Here is a 16,887-nt window from a genome sequence, read left to right as displayed (position 1 = left end):
AAGTAGTGGGTAGTTCATCAACGGTTCTTACCCCAGTTTTCAGGGTTCGCCCAGTAATCAGCATTGAGCCAATTTGGCAACTGCTTATAATCGTACAAATTAAACTGCCAAAGTGTGGCGGATATGGGCGATGATGCCGTCAATGAAGAGGTGTTTTTTTGATGAGTGATATCCTTGTCTAAAGATGCTTCGCTCAAAATATCGAACGGTGTCAAACCGTAAGCGCGCAAATCTATTGCCTTATCAAGCACGATAAGTAAATGGGCGGCATAGATGTCCCGATAGCGCATGAGTAGGGGGATATACTGTTGTAGTAATTCTGCCGATAAGGTAGGTAGCCAAAAGCAGGCCAAATTATAACGCTCAGGCCGCGCTTGTTGGGTAAGCTCGGTTAAAGTCGCTATAGGCAATGCTGCCATCTCATCATTTTTTTCATCGTTCTTATAGAGACTATCAGGCGCGCTGCTTTTTATAATAGCAATGCTATCTCTAAGTTGGGCTTGCAGATTTAAGCGTTCCTGTTTATCTGGTACGACCCACAATATTTCACCCTGATGATTATCGACAGAGGTTAGTTGCTCAGTTACTTGACTCCGGGTAGGCGTGGCTAATGAAGGTAGTAACGCCTCAATATAAGCACTTAATAATGGTAAAGTAATGTTTGAAGCATAATTCGTCATAAGGTTGGTCGTTTAATTGGTAGTCAGATTAGTCATCAGCCTATTACATCATGTTACTACGCATTATCCAATGATTAACTGCTGTGATTGATAAAGGGGATAGTGATTAATAAACGAATAAAAAGGCGAGCGGTTCATGCTAGCCCTGACTACTACCTGAGTAATAAATGCTAAGCTGGTTTTTATTCATCCTCGCACTTGAAATTTGGTGGTTTAGAGCAATGTAGCTAAGTGTTGTAAGCCATATGTCAGGAGTTATGCTTCATGAACTATGTTTCATGAATTATATTTCATGAGCTATGTTTCATAAGCCATGCAATCATAATAAAACGGCTGCTCATTGATGACCCGCTTGAATATAACTGATCATACATTTTTATCGTATTTTTTTATCACAAGCTTTTTTATCACAAGTTTTTTATCATAAATAATAATAGGAACTTCCATGTCCACCACTGAAACCGCTGCTCAAATTATCAATCCTGACATGCCAGATGTGCCATCACATGCTCCAAGTAAAATTCATTTAAAAGACTATAGACCACCAAGTTTTGATGTCGAAACCGTTGATTTGGATATTAAGCTATTTGATGATCATGCTATTGTAGATAGTACTTTGGTGATGCAGCGTCAGACTGACGGCGACTTGGTGCTGTATGGCGAAGCACTTGAGCTGATGTCTATTAAGCTTAATGATGAGCCGCTTTCTCGTAATCGTTATACGCAAGCTGAGGGCGCATTGACCATTACCGATGCGCCAGAAAACACCAAATTACAGCTGCAAGTACGCATCCATCCGCATACCAATACGGCGCTTGAAGGCTTATATATTGCCGGTAGTGGTGACGATACCATGTTTGTCAGCCAGTGTGAGCCAGAGGGCTTTCGCAAGATTACCTTTTATCCAGACCGTCCTGATGTGCTGGCGATATTTACCACACGCTTAGAAGCTGATAAGCGTTTCCCAACGCTCTTGAGTAATGGTAATTTGCTAGAAGCGGGTGAAGTGTCGGATGCACCTGAGCGTCATTATGCGATTTGGCAAGACCCGACCAATAAGCCAAGCTATTTGTTTGCTTGTGTTATCGCTGACTTAGATGTATTGGCTGATAGCTATACGACGAGCGAAGGGCGTGAGGTAATGCTTGAGCTGTATGCGAAGTCTGAAGATATCGATAAATGTGCTGTCGGCATGCAAGCTTTAAAAGATTCGATGCAATGGGATGAGGTCAATTATGGTCGCGCTTATGATTTAGACCGTTATATGATTGTGGCGGTGAGCCAGTTTAATATGGGGGCGATGGAAAACAAGGGTTTAAATATCTTTAACACCGCTTGTGTACTGTCTAGCCCTGAGACGACTACGGATTCGCGCAGCTTTAGTGTCAAATCTATCATTGCCCATGAATACTTTCATAACTGGACGGGCAATCGCATTACGTGCCGTGATTGGTTTCAGCTGTGTCTAAAAGAAGGCTTTACCGTTTACCGTGATCAGTCATTTTCAGCCGACCAGCAGTCAAGTGCAGTCCAGCGTATCGATGATGTGGCAACCTTGCGCGCCCATCAGTTTGCCGAAGATGCAGGACCACTTGCACATCCTGTACGCCCTGAGAGCTTCGTTGAGATTAATAACTTTTATACGACCACTGTTTATGAGAAAGGCGCTGAAATCGTGCGTATGATTGCCAATACGCTAGGGCCAGACAACTTCCGCAAAGGGACAGATGAGTATTTCCGTCGCTATGATGGGCAAGCGGTCACAGTTGAAGACTTTTTATCGGCGCTTAGTATTACCGATAGCAAGATTGAGGACTTTATCGATTGGTATCGTCAGCCCGGTACGCCTGTGGTCTCTGGTCACCAATACTATGACAGCGCTACGCAAATATTGACCATTACCTTGAGTCAGCAAACCCGTCATGTTGCAGGCTTTGATGCACCAAAACCATTGCCGATACCCGTAGCGACCGCACTATTTGATAAAGAGTCTGGTGCTATCGTCGCTGAGCGTATGTTGCTGCTCGATCAAGCCACACAAACCTTTACCTTTGAAAATGTAGTAAGCGAGCCAGTAGTATCCTTGCTACGTGATTTTAGCGCCCCAGTACAGCTCAATTATGATTATCAAGATGAAGATTTGGCGTTTTTGCTTAAATATGAGAACAATGGCTTTAACCGCTGGCAAGTGACGCAAATGCTTGTCAATCGCATTTTGCTGCAAGGTCAAGGCGCGAAAAGCAGTCCTGAGATATATCTGCAAGCAGTGGCGCAGGCCTTACCTGAATTGGCTGCTAGTGATGCGATGTTGGCGGCACGTTTGCTTGATATTCCGTCAGCACCGGAGTTGGCATCTGCTATTCATAAAGATTACGATCCAGAGCTGGTAAAAGCACAGCGTGAAGGCTTATATCAACAGCTGGCAGAGGCGCTAAAAGATCAATGGTCTGAGCTTTATAAGCAGCTACCGATGCAGGCTTATGAAGACAGTGCCGCCGCTCGTGGCACCCGTGCTTTACGTAATGTGGTACTCGATATGGCATTGACCGCCAACGTTGCTGGTGCAGATGAATGGGCGCAGCAACAGTATGATAATGCCAGCTGTATGACAGAACGTTTTGGCGCGTTAAAAGTGATGGTCAATCATCAACTGGCAAATGCTGATGCCTATTTGGCGGACTTTTATAAGCGCTTCCAAAATAATGATTTGGTCATTGATTTATGGTTCAGTGTGCAAGCCTCTGCTGATACGGTCACACCTGATACTATTAAATCCTTACTTGCGCATGCAGATTTTGATTGGAATACGCCCAACCGTGTACGCTCGGTTATCAGCGCCTTTACCTCGCAGCCAACGGTCTTATGGACACAAGAGGGTTTAGATATTTATATCGCTGTGATTAAAAAGCTGGATGACGCCAATCCTGTGTTAGCATCGCGTTTATTACAAGTGCTGGCACGTTGGAATACCTTGGCTGAACCACGTCGTCAAATGGCGCATGAGCAGTTGCTTGAACTGCAAAAGCAAGCGACTTCTAAGCACGTAATTGAAAGCTTAAACAGTGTTTTAGGGTCAGCGAGCGAGTAGGGTAAATTAAATGACTCTATAACCATAAACTAAATGATTTTATAAGAAAAAGCCCGTCCGATATTATTATCGGACGGGCTTTTTTATGAAACGCTTAATCATGCTTAAAAAACTTAATGACGTTTGCTTATGGGCAATTGTTATTAAAGATTAACGATTCGGCAATACGTCTTTAACCATATCACGTAGATTGCGCATGGCAGTGACCGTGCTATCCCAATCTAAGCAACCATCGGTGATAGATTTGCCATATTCAAGTTGGCTCAAATCAGCCGTCAGCTTTTGATTGCCGCCTTTTAAATGGCTCTCAATCATCAGACCGATGATAGATTTATTACCGTTTTTAATCTGCTCGGCAACGTTTTGGATGACCATCGGTTGCAGATACGGGTCTTTACCTGAGTTGGCATGGCTTGAGTCAATCATAATCTTACTATTGGTCTTGCCTTTTGCCAGCTCGTTTTCTACTTGCGCAACAGCGGTTTCATCATAGTTTGGCTTACCGTTACCACCGCGTAGTACCACGTGTGCGTAAGGATTGCCTTTTGATTTGATGATAGAAACTTTGCCATCTGCTGATAAGCCAAGGAAGCTATGACCTTCTTTCACTGCTTGCATGGCATTAACAGCAACCGTCATACCGCCATCTGTACCATTTTTAAAGCCAACTGGGCACGATAAGCCTGAGCTCATTTCACGATGCGTTTGGCTTTCAGTCGTACGCGCGCCAATCGCTGACCAGCTAATCAAATCCTGCATGTACTGCGGCGTGTTTGGGTCTAATGCCTCAGTCGCACACGGCAGACCTTTTTCGTTCAAATCAAGTAGTAGCTTACGGGCAGTGCGCAGACCTTTTTCGATATCAAAGCTGTCGTTCATATCAGGGTCGTTAATCATGCCTTTCCAGCCAACCGTGGTACGCGGCTTTTCAAAATAGACGCGCATCACAACGAAGATGCTGTCTTCAATCTCTTTTGCCAATACGGCTAAGCGATCGGCATATTCGTGGGCGGCTTTAATATCGTGAATAGAGCAGGGGCCAATAACCACAAATAGACGCTTGTCTTTACCATCGAGGATATCTTGGATGGTATTGCGACCTTTTAGAACCGTGTTATAGGCGTCATTCGACAAAGGTAGCTCAGACTTTAGCTCAGCGGGAGTGATTAAAGGAATGAATTTTTCAATATTCACGTCGTCAATATCTGCATTATGGATAACTGGTGTTGTCATGGTTATATATCGTCTAGCTGATTTATAGGGATATTCATTATGCGGACAAAAGCGCCGGTTGACAAGGGCAGTCGCACAGTTAATTGACTGCTAACTGGAATACTAAGGTTAAAACTTCGTTATCATTGCCGAGTCTGAGCTATATGCTGGGGTTAGTAGATGTGAAAATTAGGTGTTAAAATGAAAGTTAATTTTGTCTGTGCTAATGAATAAGCGTTGTGGTTTTAGACAGTAATTATCGAGCTTTTATTGGCTAATTTAGCTATTTTAAGCACTGTCACGTATGATGAGCTTATAAACAACTGCATTTAAGACTGATAAGTTGAGCTTGAGCCTAATAAATGCTGTTAAGGTGGCTTTTAACAGGCATCTTATGAGCGATTTCATATACTATATTTTATAATATTCATATTGTATTTTTTGTCCTATTTTAACTGTACTGCTTTGATGGTACTAACTTGATATTGAGAGCTTGTCATGACAGATTCTGCTACGCCTCACCAACCTTCTGATTTAACGTCAGCGCCTGATGGCTATAATGCTTATGAGGCAATGCCTGCTGTGACGGGTGCGCCACTGGTCATAGGGATTGTCGCTGGTGAAGTGTCAGGGGATAGCTTGGGCGCAGATTTTATGCAGCAGATGAATAACCTGCGTGATGATATCATTTGGGTGGGTGTTGGCGGCGCAAAAATGAAAGCGCAAGGGCTACAAAGTATTTTTCCATTATCGCGTTTGGCAGTAATGGGCTTGGTAGAAGTGATGGCGCAACTACCTGATTTGCTTAAAGCTCGCCGTGAATTATTAACGGCCTTTAAAGCCGCCGATATTGATTGGTTTATTGGCATCGATGCGCCTGATTTTAATCTACGAGTGGCGAAGAAGCTTAAGCCGCAAGGGGTATTCTGCGCACAATATGTCAGCCCTTCTATTTGGGCATGGCGTGAGTCGCGTATTCACAATATTAAAGCGGCAACCAATTTGGTGCTTTGCTTATTCCCATTTGAGCTGCCGGTTTATGAGCGTCATAATCATCCGGCGATATGTGTCGGTCATCCGCTACTACGAACCATTGATCAGACGCTACTTGAGACGCCAGTCAATCAGCGCCGTAGTGAATTGGTCTGGCATAATGACGGCTTGCAGCAATTTTTTATCGACCGCTTTGATGATGTCAGCCAGCTTATCTGTGTCATGCCAGGCTCGAGACGGGGTGAGATTACAGCAATCTTGCCGCTCATGCTCGATGGCATCCAAAAGCTGATTTTATTAGACCCAAAGCTGTGTTTTATCATTCCAACGGTCGATCAAAATCATCAATATATCGTGCAAGATGTCATTGATAAGCGCTCAGAGCAGCTGCGCGCGGCGATTGTGGTGGTCTATGATGACAGCCAACCAACCTTTAGTCAGCAAGCGATGGCGGCATCAGATATGGTGATGCTGGCATCGGGTACTGCAACCTTGGAAGCCATGTTACTTGAGCGTCCTATGGTGGTGATTTACCAGTTAAATCAGCTGACCTATCAGATTGCTAAACGTTTGGTTAAAGTGCCTTATGTCAGTTTGCCCAATATTTTGGCAGACAGCGCGATTGTTCCTGAGCTTATCCAAGAGCAAGCAAGTGGTGATAATATCTGTCGTACCGTAATGCGTCTGCTGCAGCCTCGCGCCTATGCTGAGCAATTAAAGGCGCTCATTGATACCAAGCATCTATTACAACAGCAGAGTAATCATGACCCTGCTAATAGCGTGATTGAACAGTGGTTTTTGCAGGATAATCATCAATCCCAAGTTCAATAAAGGTAAATTCCCTAAGCATAATTAAACTAGCTTGAATATTATTTGCATCACACTTAAATTTTTTAATATCTAGATAAATAAGACAGTACAATTTTATGAGTAACACACCTTGCAGCGCAAATCCTTTCACGCCAATTAGCATCTGTATCGAGCAAGTAGATATTAAAGGTCAGTATATTCAACTGGCTGCTCCCATACAGTTATCAGGTCAGTTAAATATCTCTGAGTTACTTGCGCAATATCCGATAAATGAAGAGCGCGAACAAGTACCTATACAAATTGGTGTAGACGAAGCAGGGCGCGGACCTCTGCTAGGCAGCGTCAATGTTGCTGCGGCGATATTACCTGCTACTTGGTCAGGGCTAATCGAGGACGCGCCACTCAAAGGTACGCTATTATCTATATTGACGGATTCTAAGCAGCTGAGTGAAAAAAAACGCGACATTCTTTATCCATTGGTTCAGCAATATGCCGTCGGTCACATCGTCGCTGATATACCGGCAGCGGTCATCGACCAAGTCAATATTTTGCAAGCAACGATGCTGGGTATGCGCCTATGTACTGAGGTTTTGTTAGAAATAGTTGCCAAGCACCTGAATACCGGTGATAAAAGGCAGTGTGAAGTATTAATTGATGGTAATCGCTGTCCGGATTTGGATTATGCAAGCCTTGCTAAATCAGGCATAGAGCGTTCAGTCATTGACTGCCAAGCGTGGGTAAAAGGCGATGCGCGTCATACCAGTATTGCGGCTGCTAGTATCTTAGCTAAAGTAAGCCGTGATAAAACCATGTATGCGCTTGATGCTGAATATCCTAAATATGGTATTGCTAAGCATAAAGGCTATCCGACGCGCGCCCATATGGAAGCTATTTCAGCTCATGGTGTGTTAGCCGCGCATAGACGTAGCTTTGCACCGGTAAGAAAAGCGCTTGAAAACGTAACGCATACCGAGAGTGGCAATAGGTAAGTAGTCAAGATATTTAGAAAATAGCCTAAGCAAGTGTATTGGATAAATTGCTATCACTCAAATATAAAAACCACCTGTTTATTGAACAGGTGGTTTTTATTTCATTATTCAACAGTTAGGTTCTATTCAATCTTAACGCTTCATAATTATTTAGAAAGACGAGTTGGGCTGCTGCAAAAACGCCTCTTCTTCGAGAGTTGATTCACGATCCAAGGTCTCATTGCGATGAGGATAACGGCCAAACTTATCAATAATGTCTTTGTGGCGACGCTCAAAGTCTAAAGTGTCGGCATCGTTTAGTTGCTCAAAAAGCGGTAGATAACGTTTATGAATCATCGCTGACTCAGAATGCATAAACGGCATAATAATAAATTTACGCCACTGCGTTGGTACGGTATCAAAATGTGGCTGCCCAATGGCTTCTTGTGCCAATACCAACGCCATACCATCTTGAGCAAACGCGCATGCTTGCTCGCGACATAAATTACGCGAAAACTGATCTAAGACAATGATTTCAGCCAAGCGTCCCGCCAACGCTGTGATTGAGCTGTTACTATCGGCTGGCGCGTCTGCAATGCGCCACGTAACGCATTCACCTTGTTTTGCGGCTTGCCAAATCTTGCCAAACTTATCATTTATCTGCTTATCAAAGTCATCATTTTGCGCAAACCAGTATGGCTCATTGTTTTTGTCAAACCAAAAATCCAACACGGCACGCGCCTCTGAATCAAGATGCTCTAAATTTATATTTTTGAGCTCGAGTGACGATAAATTGGTATGGCTTTTTGAGGTAGAATAATCGGTTGAGAGTGACATAAGCTATTCTAATTGTGATGAATTTATACTACTATAGCGCACTTATTTGGCCCTGTCATTTGGCCTTGTCACAATGTGTGATAACGTGTCATGACTGTATCACAGTGCACCACTAAGCCATCGTTAGCATTAAGCTATTATCGCCGTATATTGTTAAAGCTATTAGGTTATCTCTTATGAACTCAACACCAGCTGTCTCTCTTGCCGCGCTAAAAACGCCTTACTATTTGCTTGATGAAGCGGCGATTGTCGCAAATATGCAGATTATCGCTCGTCTGTGCGAGCTATCGGGCGCCAAGGCCTTACTCGCGCTCAAATGTTTTGCCACTTGGGGTGTTTTTGATGTGATGGAACCCTATTTACATGGTACTACCTCGTCTTCATTGAATGAGGTGCGATTAGGCTACGAGACTTTTGGTAATAATAGCGCCGATATTAACAATAATGTTAATAACCAAGATAAAAAAGAAACCCATGCCTACAGCGTCGCTTATAGCGCGGATGAAATCGACGAAGTATTAAGTTATGCGGATAAAATTATTTTTAATTCTATCTCGCAATTAAATGCGTTTAAAGGTCAAGCAGCAGCAAAAAATATTCCAGTTGGATTACGCTTAAATCCAAAGACCAGTAATTCATCGTTTATTATCGCTGATCCTGCCCGTCCTTTTAGTCGCCTTGGTGAGCATGATAAAGATAAGATTGCAGCGGTACTTGGTGATATCACTGGGGTTATGATTCATAACAACTGTGAAAATGACAGCTTTGAGGCATTTAGTGCAAGCTTGGCCGATATTGAAGACAGATTTGGTGACGTCTTAGCACAGCTTGAATGGGTCAGTTTGGGCGGAGGTATTCATTTTATCGCGCCTGATTATCCATTAGAAAAACTTGCAGACAGATTAAAAGGCTTTAGCGAAAAATACGGCGTACAAGTTTACCTTGAGCCGGGTGAGGCGAGCATTCATGGCGCGGGCTCATTGGTCACGACCGTTTTAGATACCATGCATAATGAAAAAAATCTAGCCGTCGTCGATGCGTCTATCGAAGCGCATATGCTTGATTTGCTGATTTATCGTGAGTCGGCGCCTATAGCGTCTATTAATGGTGAGTTCATGGCTATTGCACCTGTCAACAAAGACCAAGTAGACGATGCCGTCGATAACACCATTATTTACGGTCGTTCTTGCTTAGCAGGTGATATTTTTGGCGAATATGCGTTACCTAGCAATTTACAGGTCGGCGATAAGATTGCGTTTGGTAATGCGGCAGGCTATACCATGGTGAAGAAAAACTGGTTTAATGGCGTTAACATGCCGGCAATTGTTATCCGTCGTCTGGACGGCAGTATCGATATTCAGCGCGAGTTTGATTATCAAGATTATAAGGCGAGTTTGTCATAACGCTGTTACGCTTGGCATTATTAAATCATACTGCCAAACAACTATCTAGAAATGAGGATTGGTCTTGAATTTTCTAAGTTATGTTGTAATTTTTGCCGAAAAGTAAGTAAAAATTGTTATAATTGCCACTGGCAAAGGCAGTCGGATTTGTCTAACGGGTGCGTGGGTTTTCCTCGGTCTTCCTTTTTAATTCACGCATATCATTCACTCGTTTCTGTTTTGCATAGCCAATATCAATGGTATCGACAGGGACACAAAGGAGGATTGTTCTTTGAACACAAACCAACAAGCTAAGTCCAACAAAAAAGATGTACTTATCATCGGCGCAGGCGGCGTTGCTCAAGTGGTCGCGCATAAATGTGCGATGCATAATGATGTGCTCGGCGAGATTCATATCGCCTCACGTACTAGAGATAAATGTGATGCCATCGCCCAAAGCGTCAAAGACAAACGTAGCTTTAAGCAAGCTGCTGTCTTACATACGCATCAAGTCGATGCCATGGATAGCCAAGCGCTGATACAACTGATTCAAGATACTGGCGTACAAATCGTCATCAATGTCGGTTCGGCATTTGTAAATATGACGGTTTTGGAAGCTTGTATTGAGACGGGTACTGCCTATATCGATACTGCGATTCATGAAGATCCGCGCAAAATTTGCGAGACGCCGCCATGGTATGACAACTATGAATGGAAGCGTAAGCAGCGCTGTGCGGACAATAATGTCACGGCAATCTTGGGTGCAGGATTTGATCCCGGCATGGTCAACGCCTATGCGCGCCTTGGCTATGACATGATGGATGCAGGTTCTGTGACTGATATTGACATTATCGATATCAATGCTGGCAGCCATGGTAAGTACTTCGCGACCAACTTCGATCCTGAGATTAACTTCCGTGAATTTACCGGTACGGTTTATTCTTGGCAGGACAGTAAGTGGCAGTCGAATAATATGTTTGAAGTAAAGCGTACCGATGATTTGCCAGTCGTTGGCGTACAAAACAGCTATTTAAGTGGTCATGATGAGATTCATTCATTATCAGCCAATCTAGATGTGCCAAACATCCGCTTTTGGATGGGCTTTGGTGAGCATTATATTAATGTCTTCACTGTGCTACAAAACCTAGGTTTATTGTCTGAGCAGCCGGTGATGACTGCGGAAGGGCAAGAAGTGATACCGTTAAAAGTGGTCAAAGCCGTGCTACCAGATCCAAGCTCGCTTGCGCCAAACTATACCGGCAAGACCTGCATCGGTGATAAGGTTAAAGGTAAAATCAATGGCGTTGATACCGAGGTATTTATCTATAATATCTCAGATCATAAAGAAGCCTATAACGAAGTCGGTAGCCAAGGTATCTCTTATACTGCTGGCGTGCCACCTGTCGCTGCTGCGATGTTAGTCGCAACTGGTGAGTGGGATGCGGGCAAAATGGTCAACGTTGAAGAGCTTGATGCCAAGCCGTTTATTAATCTATTGAATAAGATTGGTTTGCCAACGCGTATCAAAGATAGCGAAGGCGATAGAGCATTAGAGTTCGATATTTAGTCAGTAAGTTTATCTAATAAAAAGCCTATCTTTAAAGATAGGCTTTTTTTATGTTTGGTTGGTTGTATTGTGACTTTACGGGAAGGTAGAGGGAGCTGATCCTGCCATTCTCTATTATCTACTCAACTGGGCGGGGCGCACCCTACGGCCTAAATAAATCATCATACTTTTTACTATGCTTCCCGAGGATTATACTTCCTCAACGCCGCAATACGATCATCAAGCGTTGGGTGTGAGCGGAAAAGGTTAGCGATGCTAAAGCCTGTAGATTGTCCAGACGAGATTGCAAATGCTTTCATACTCTCTGGCATTTGATCTGGCCGCTGTGCAGAAGGACGTAACGCATCAAGTGCACTAATCATTTTGTCTTTGCTGGCAAGCTTTGCGCCCATCTCATCAGCGCGGAATTCACGTAGACGTGAGAACCACATAACGATGGCGGACGCCAAAAATCCAAGCAAAATATCCATCACGATACTCGTCACAAAGTAGCCAATGCCGGGGCTATCACTGGTATTTTTAAAGACAGTCCGGTCAACGAAGCTGCCGATAATACGCGCAAAGAACATCACAAAGGCGTTTACCACGCCTTGAATGAGAGCAAGCGTCACCATATCGCCGTTGGCCACGTGACCGATCTCATGCGCCAATACTGCTTCTACTTCATCTTGATTCATATTCTGCAACAGACCAGATGAAACCGCGACCAGCGCTTTATTTTTATTCCAGCCAGTTGCAAACGCGTTCGGCTGGGAATTATTAAAAATTCCCACTTCTGGCATGCCAATATTTACCGCTCGTGCTTGCTTAGCGACGGTATCTACCAGCCATTGTTCCGTAGCGTTGCTTGGCGTTTCAATGACCACCGTTCCCGTCGATCTTTTGGCCATCCACTTTGAAATAAATAGCGAAACCATCGAGCCAACCATGCCGTATATACCGCACATAATGGCAAGGCTGGTGTAATTTAGCCCGCCTGCGCCATGTACGCCCCCAATTCCAAAAAATCTGGATAAAATACCAAACACGATGCTAAATACCACAATCACCGCTAAGTTGGTCAATAAAAACAATCCGATACGCATCATGACGCTAACTTCCTCATTAAATTCAACGACAGTCTTAGGGACAATTCCTTTACCGTAATAAAGACTAAAAATCAAACAGAGGACAATTATAACCTTCTAGAAGTAATATAGGCGCCAATTCTAGTATGAATAAAGTTTTATAATATGGAAAATACCAATGATAGCGGTGTGAAATGTGCAGTTGCTAGACACGACACGGGCACAGGTAGAAAAATAAACACACAAATAGTTAGTAGTTATAATAGATAATGAATGGTTTAGGTTCGTTGTTTAAATTCGTTGTTTAGTCATATATAAGGTGCAACCATGAACGCTCTAGCGCTTAAAGTACCACCAGTAGCACAAGTCATTATTACCGCTGCTGCCATGTATGGCACTGCTAAAATCATGCCAAGTTTGCAGTTTTCGCTCAGTGGCTCAACGGTGCTAGCGGTTGGTTTGGGTGTGATCGGAATGAGCTTAGGTGTCATGGGTGTGACGCAATTTAGAAAGGCGCAGACCACACCCAATCCGCAGGCGCTTGAGAAAGTATCTAGTTTAGTAACCAGTGGCATATATCGATATAGTCGCAATCCGATGTATTTAGGCTTGGTGCTTATCTTATTAGGCTGGGCATTCTATCTGTCTCACTTTCTGTCGTTTGTGTTATTGCCCGTTTTTATACTTTATATGACACGTTTTCAGATACAGCCAGAAGAGCAAATGATGGCACGAAAATTTGGTAAAACTTATCAAGCATATCTAAATAAAGTGCGGCGCTGGATTTGAGGTATAGTAAGTAAAGAGAGTTATTATGCATAAATGATCGATTAAATCAGGAAGATGACGTCATGGAAATGAAAAACATACCTTTTGCTACTACCGACTGGACGACAGTAGAAGCGGTAGAAATCAAAGGCGAAACGGGTAAAGGATATTGGAAGACTCGTGAATTTGATTCTATCAATGTGCATATGGTTGAGTATTCTGCAGGCTACCTTGCCGATCACTGGTGCGATAAAGGGCATATTTTATTTTGTATTGAGGGCAAGCTAAACACCGAGTTAAAGGATGGGCGTACTTTTACCTTAACAGCCGGTATGACTTATCAAGTAGAGGACAATACGATTGCACATCGTTCATCAACGAAGACAGGCGCTAAGCTATTTATCGTTGATTGATATTGGCGGTAAACTCATAAAGCTATAAAACCATAAAACCATAAAACCATAAAACCATGAAGTTATAAAAAATAACAGCGAGAACATAAAATGCAGCTAGAAATCAATGTCATTGATGCTTTTACAAGTACCGTTTTTAAAGGAAATTCAGCGGCAGTTATCATTACAGATAATTGGTTAAGTGATGATTTGATGCAATCGATTGCCTTTGAAAACAATTTATCTGAGACGGCCTTTATTGTTCTCGATGATGATGGCATTTATCCTATCCGCTGGTTTTCACCATTGTCTGAGATTGTTTTTTGCGGGCATGCAACATTGGCATCTGCCTTTGTGTTATTTAACAGAAATCCTAGTTTAGAATCTATTAGGTTTTACGCCAAAGCAGTTGGTATATTAACCATCGTACAGACAGAAACTGGCAAGATACAAATGGACTTTCCCAATACTAAACCTGAAAAAGTCGATAATATACCTAAGAGTTTGCTGGCAGGATTGTCTATTGCACCAGTTGAAGTTTATAAAAACACCCAAGCATATTTTGTGATTTATAATGCTGAAGCAGATGTCCTAAACGTAGAGCGCGATAACGAGCGACTAAAACAGCTTGCGCCATTAGATGTAGTGGTCACCTGTCAGGCTACCTCTGCTGACTACAAAGATTACGATTTTATCTCACGTTATTTTTGGCCAGCCAATGGTGGCGATGAAGACCCAGTGACAGGCTCGGCTCATACTGCTTTAGCACCATTATGGGCGGAGCGTTTGGGTAAAAATGAATTGATTGCTTATCAAGCATCAAAACGAGGCGGTATTTTAGACTGTGTCGTCGCAGGTGACAGAGTAATGATTTCTGGCAATGCCGTACAGTATATGACAGGATTTATCACCGTTTAGGAGTAGATGGTTTTGACTGAGTTGAAAACCGTTGGATTGTTTGCGCTGACCGCATTGGCAGAGATAGCAGGCTGCTATTTGCCTTATTTATGGCTACGAGAAGGTAAGTCGATTTGGCTGCTTGTTCCGGGTGCGCTAAGTTTAGTTGCTTTTGTTTGGCTATTGTCTTTGCATCCAACCGCAGCTGGTCGAGTTTATGCCGCTTACGGCGGAGTTTATATTTCGATGGCAATTATCTGGCTGTGGACAGTGAACGGCATCAGGCCGACCACGTGGGATATATTGGGTTCTGTCGTAGCGCTGCTAGGCATGGCAATTATTATGTTTGCGCCGCGCAGTACTTAGCATAAAAACAGTAGTTAGTATGAAACAGTTCCTAGCATAAAAACAGTAGCTACTATAAAAACAGTACCTAGCATAAAAAATGCCAATCAAACCGTGAGGTTCAATTGGCATAGCTTTAATTAGTATGGTTTAGATTAATATAGCTTCAGTTAGCATACTGATGCACTAAATATTAATGTTTACCTAAGATACTGCCGTTGTCATCTTTTTTAGATTGCTTAGCGGCTTTTTTCTCTTTTGCCGTTAATAGCGGTTTCTTTTTTACGTTCTTTTTACTGTCTTGACCTTTACTCATGGTATTTTCCTCTTGAGATAAGCCGTAATCCCTTTAAAACCAGTGTAAACAAGCTTAAAGGTTAGGTTATATGCTGATGACGCAAATTTTGCGTACAGCAATGAGTATAGGCTTAAGGTGTCGCAATAGATAGCGTCAGCACAATTCACCTACGATTGGATTTAGACATCTCTTTTTAATCCTGCTCCTCAAATTATTTTTGATAAATAGATTTGATAAAGGGGTATTTAGCGTTATGGATTCATTTAGTCAATATGGCTATTAATAAGTGCTTACTTACGGAGTCATCGTGATTTGCTATAATGAGCCACAAGCCGATGAGTCGTCGCGGCAAGCTTTTGTAATACTCATATTTAGCACAACGATGCTTACTGTTTTGGTTGATTATTATGCGTATCCGTAAACTGTTCAAATTTGAAAATGCGCATATTGTGCGTAATTGTAGCTCTGAGCGCTGCAAGCATTCTATTCATGGTCATAGCTATCAAATCGAATTGATTCTTGAGGCTAAGCGCTTAGACCATGGGCAGATGGTCTATGATTTCGGTTTATTAAAATCGTCTATAAAAGATATTATCGACAGCTTTGATCATGCGATTTGCTTTTGGAACAAAGACGACCCTGAGTATATCGCTGCCTGTAAGAAATTCAGTGCGCGCTGGATAAGCTTGCCAGTATCGCCATCAGCAGAGCAGTTTTCACGTGTAATCTTTTTTTGGGCACAAGAGATTCTAAAACAAACTCAAATGCAAAACGGTGAGTCTGATGTCAGCGTTTACTCAGTGATTGCGCATGAGACCGCAACCGGTTATGCGCAGTGTTTTGCTGATGATGTGGCCAATGAGCAAATGGGCAAGCTTAATTTAGAAGCGTTTGAGTTTAGCGATCAAGTCAGCAGTGAATGGCATGACCCTGAGCTATATGCCAAGCTGATTCGCGGTGAAAGCTTTGTCAATCCATCCGTGACTATGCAAGTACAGGCAGGTAACTCTGATGTCTAATAGTATAAAAGAAGACAAAAACGTTAAAACGTTGACACTGTACTCTGAAGCCGATACCCAGAGTTTGGCAGCGCAATTGGCAACTTTACCACTATCCGGTAGCGTTTGGCTGGCGGGGGATTTGGGTGCAGGTAAAACCACGCTGACCCGTTACTGGTTACAAGCTCTCGGACATACGGGTGCCGTTAAAAGCCCGACTTATACCTTAGTTGAACCTTATAGTATCGAGCAAAATGATGGGTCAATTAAGCCAGTTTATCATGCTGACTTATATCGTTTGCAAGATCCAGAAGAGCTGTCTTTTATTGGCTTTGATGAGTATTTGGATGAGCCAAATGCCTTGGTTATTATCGAATGGGCCAGCCGTGCGGACAGCTATTTACCGCCGCCGACTTTATTTATTGATATGGTTCAAAGTGACAGCGTAGACAATAATAAAAAAGAAGCCCGTCAGGTTGAGCTGCGATTATCAAAGTCAGGTCAAGCGCAAGGCTTGGATTTATCCTCTCTTAAGATTTAGTTTGCATCTCATATCTGTAGCCAAGGTAAATCACCAATAGCCGA

The 16,887-nt window shown here is 42.9% G+C and carries 16 protein-coding genes; 11 read left to right on the top strand and 5 right to left on the bottom strand.

What is annotated here, in order from left to right:
* Positions 1-17: 17 nt before the first annotated feature.
* A complete protein-coding gene (locus PG901_RS11725) occupies positions 18-680 on the bottom strand; it encodes a DUF6231 family protein (RefSeq protein ID WP_271134504.1) in 663 nt (220 codons plus the stop codon).
* A 445-nt stretch (positions 681-1,125) separates the two neighbouring features.
* On the opposite strand from PG901_RS11725, the gene pepN reads away from it, so the two are divergent.
* Positions 1,126-3,768: an aminopeptidase N gene (pepN, locus tag PG901_RS11720; protein WP_271134503.1), complete on the top strand. Its 2,643-nt coding sequence runs from the start codon at positions 1,126-1,128 to the stop codon at positions 3,766-3,768.
* 150 nt (positions 3,769-3,918) lie between these two features.
* On the opposite strand, the gene PG901_RS11715 is transcribed toward pepN, so the two are convergent.
* On the bottom strand, positions 3,919-5,001 hold the full coding sequence (locus PG901_RS11715) for a 3-deoxy-7-phosphoheptulonate synthase (protein WP_201619352.1): 1,083 nt from the start codon (positions 4,999-5,001) through the stop codon (positions 3,919-3,921).
* Positions 5,002-5,553: 552 nt separating this feature from the next.
* On the opposite strand from PG901_RS11715, the gene lpxB reads away from it, so the two are divergent.
* Positions 5,554-6,804, top strand: a complete 1,251-nt coding sequence (gene lpxB / locus PG901_RS11710; protein ID WP_442966909.1) for a lipid-A-disaccharide synthase — start codon at positions 5,554-5,556, stop codon at positions 6,802-6,804.
* A gap of 95 nt (positions 6,805-6,899) precedes the next feature.
* Positions 6,900-7,772: a ribonuclease HII gene (locus tag PG901_RS11705; protein ID WP_271134501.1), complete on the top strand. Its 873-nt coding sequence runs from the start codon at positions 6,900-6,902 to the stop codon at positions 7,770-7,772.
* A 150-nt stretch (positions 7,773-7,922) separates the two neighbouring features.
* Here PG901_RS11705 and PG901_RS11700 read toward each other — a convergent pair whose 3' ends face one another.
* On the bottom strand, positions 7,923-8,588 hold the full coding sequence (locus tag PG901_RS11700; RefSeq protein WP_271134500.1) for a DUF924 family protein: 666 nt from the start codon (positions 8,586-8,588) through the stop codon (positions 7,923-7,925).
* A gap of 176 nt (positions 8,589-8,764) precedes the next feature.
* Here PG901_RS11700 and PG901_RS11695 point away from each other — a divergent pair, with 176 nt between their 5' ends.
* The gene (locus PG901_RS11695) at positions 8,765-9,991 is read left to right on the top strand and encodes a carboxynorspermidine decarboxylase (protein ID WP_271134499.1); all 1,227 of its coding nucleotides are present in this window, start codon (positions 8,765-8,767) and stop codon (positions 9,989-9,991) included.
* Between the two features lie 271 nt (positions 9,992-10,262).
* Positions 10,263-11,537: a saccharopine dehydrogenase family protein gene (locus PG901_RS11690; protein WP_271134498.1), complete on the top strand. Its 1,275-nt coding sequence runs from the start codon at positions 10,263-10,265 to the stop codon at positions 11,535-11,537.
* A gap of 173 nt (positions 11,538-11,710) precedes the next feature.
* On the opposite strand, the gene htpX is transcribed toward PG901_RS11690, so the two are convergent.
* Positions 11,711-12,625, bottom strand: coding sequence for a protease HtpX (gene htpX / locus PG901_RS11685; protein WP_201565256.1), 915 nt, complete (start codon positions 12,623-12,625; stop codon positions 11,711-11,713).
* A gap of 306 nt (positions 12,626-12,931) precedes the next feature.
* Between htpX and PG901_RS11680 the strand changes: the two genes are divergently transcribed.
* The 4 genes from PG901_RS11680 to PG901_RS11665 all read left to right on the top strand — a co-directional run bounded on the left by PG901_RS11680 (position 12,932) and on the right by PG901_RS11665 (position 15,027).
* Positions 12,932-13,393 (top strand): methyltransferase family protein, encoded by a 462-nt coding sequence (locus PG901_RS11680; RefSeq protein ID WP_271134497.1) that lies wholly within the window; start codon positions 12,932-12,934, stop codon positions 13,391-13,393.
* A gap of 62 nt (positions 13,394-13,455) precedes the next feature.
* A complete protein-coding gene (locus PG901_RS11675) occupies positions 13,456-13,785 on the top strand; it encodes a DHCW motif cupin fold protein (protein WP_271134496.1) in 330 nt (109 codons plus the stop codon).
* Between the two features lie 90 nt (positions 13,786-13,875).
* Complete coding sequence (locus PG901_RS11670; protein ID WP_271134495.1) at positions 13,876-14,682, top strand: PhzF family phenazine biosynthesis protein; 807 nt, start codon at positions 13,876-13,878, stop codon at positions 14,680-14,682.
* Positions 14,683-14,694: 12 nt separating this feature from the next.
* A complete protein-coding gene (locus tag PG901_RS11665) occupies positions 14,695-15,027 on the top strand; it encodes a YnfA family protein (RefSeq protein WP_200662141.1) in 333 nt (110 codons plus the stop codon).
* A gap of 172 nt (positions 15,028-15,199) precedes the next feature.
* Here the strand turns inward: PG901_RS11665 and PG901_RS11660 are convergent, their stop codons facing one another.
* Entirely contained in the window at positions 15,200-15,322 is a 123-nt protein-coding gene (locus tag PG901_RS11660; protein ID WP_020443648.1) for a hypothetical protein, read from the bottom strand.
* Between the two features lie 389 nt (positions 15,323-15,711).
* Here PG901_RS11660 and PG901_RS11655 point away from each other — a divergent pair, with 389 nt between their 5' ends.
* Entirely contained in the window at positions 15,712-16,323 is a 612-nt protein-coding gene (locus PG901_RS11655; RefSeq protein ID WP_271134494.1) for a 6-pyruvoyl trahydropterin synthase family protein, read from the top strand.
* A complete protein-coding gene (gene tsaE, locus PG901_RS11650) occupies positions 16,316-16,843 on the top strand; it encodes a tRNA (adenosine(37)-N6)-threonylcarbamoyltransferase complex ATPase subunit type 1 TsaE (RefSeq protein ID WP_271134493.1) in 528 nt (175 codons plus the stop codon). The genes PG901_RS11655 and tsaE overlap by 8 nt, the downstream gene beginning before the upstream one ends.
* Positions 16,844-16,887 lie beyond the last annotated feature (44 nt).

Source organism: Psychrobacter sp. ANT_H3, assembly GCF_027919975.1.
Taxonomy (GTDB): Bacteria; Pseudomonadota; Gammaproteobacteria; order Pseudomonadales; family Moraxellaceae; genus Psychrobacter; species Psychrobacter maritimus.
This window is presented reverse-complemented; position numbering and strand designations above follow the sequence as displayed.

Coding starts and splice junctions, on each gene's coding strand:
- tsaE (WP_271134493.1), top strand. CDS start 16,316: ATGTCTAATAGTATAAAAGAAGACAAAAACGTTAAAACGTTGACACTG.
- PG901_RS11715 (WP_201619352.1), bottom strand. CDS start 5,001: ATGACAACACCAGTTATCCATAATGCAGATATTGACGACGTGAATATT.
- lpxB (WP_442966909.1), top strand. CDS start 5,554: ATGCCTGCTGTGACGGGTGCGCCACTGGTCATAGGGATTGTCGCTGGT.
- pepN (WP_271134503.1), top strand. CDS start 1,126: ATGTCCACCACTGAAACCGCTGCTCAAATTATCAATCCTGACATGCCA.
- PG901_RS11725 (WP_271134504.1), bottom strand. CDS start 680: ATGACGAATTATGCTTCAAACATTACTTTACCATTATTAAGTGCTTAT.
- PG901_RS11705 (WP_271134501.1), top strand. CDS start 6,900: ATGAGTAACACACCTTGCAGCGCAAATCCTTTCACGCCAATTAGCATC.
- PG901_RS11670 (WP_271134495.1), top strand. CDS start 13,876: ATGCAGCTAGAAATCAATGTCATTGATGCTTTTACAAGTACCGTTTTT.
- PG901_RS11660 (WP_020443648.1), bottom strand. CDS start 15,322: ATGAGTAAAGGTCAAGACAGTAAAAAGAACGTAAAAAAGAAACCGCTA.
- PG901_RS11675 (WP_271134496.1), top strand. CDS start 13,456: ATGGAAATGAAAAACATACCTTTTGCTACTACCGACTGGACGACAGTA.
- PG901_RS11695 (WP_271134499.1), top strand. CDS start 8,765: ATGAACTCAACACCAGCTGTCTCTCTTGCCGCGCTAAAAACGCCTTAC.
- PG901_RS11680 (WP_271134497.1), top strand. CDS start 12,932: ATGAACGCTCTAGCGCTTAAAGTACCACCAGTAGCACAAGTCATTATT.
- htpX (WP_201565256.1), bottom strand. CDS start 12,625: ATGATGCGTATCGGATTGTTTTTATTGACCAACTTAGCGGTGATTGTG.
- PG901_RS11655 (WP_271134494.1), top strand. CDS start 15,712: ATGCGTATCCGTAAACTGTTCAAATTTGAAAATGCGCATATTGTGCGT.
- PG901_RS11700 (WP_271134500.1), bottom strand. CDS start 8,588: ATGTCACTCTCAACCGATTATTCTACCTCAAAAAGCCATACCAATTTA.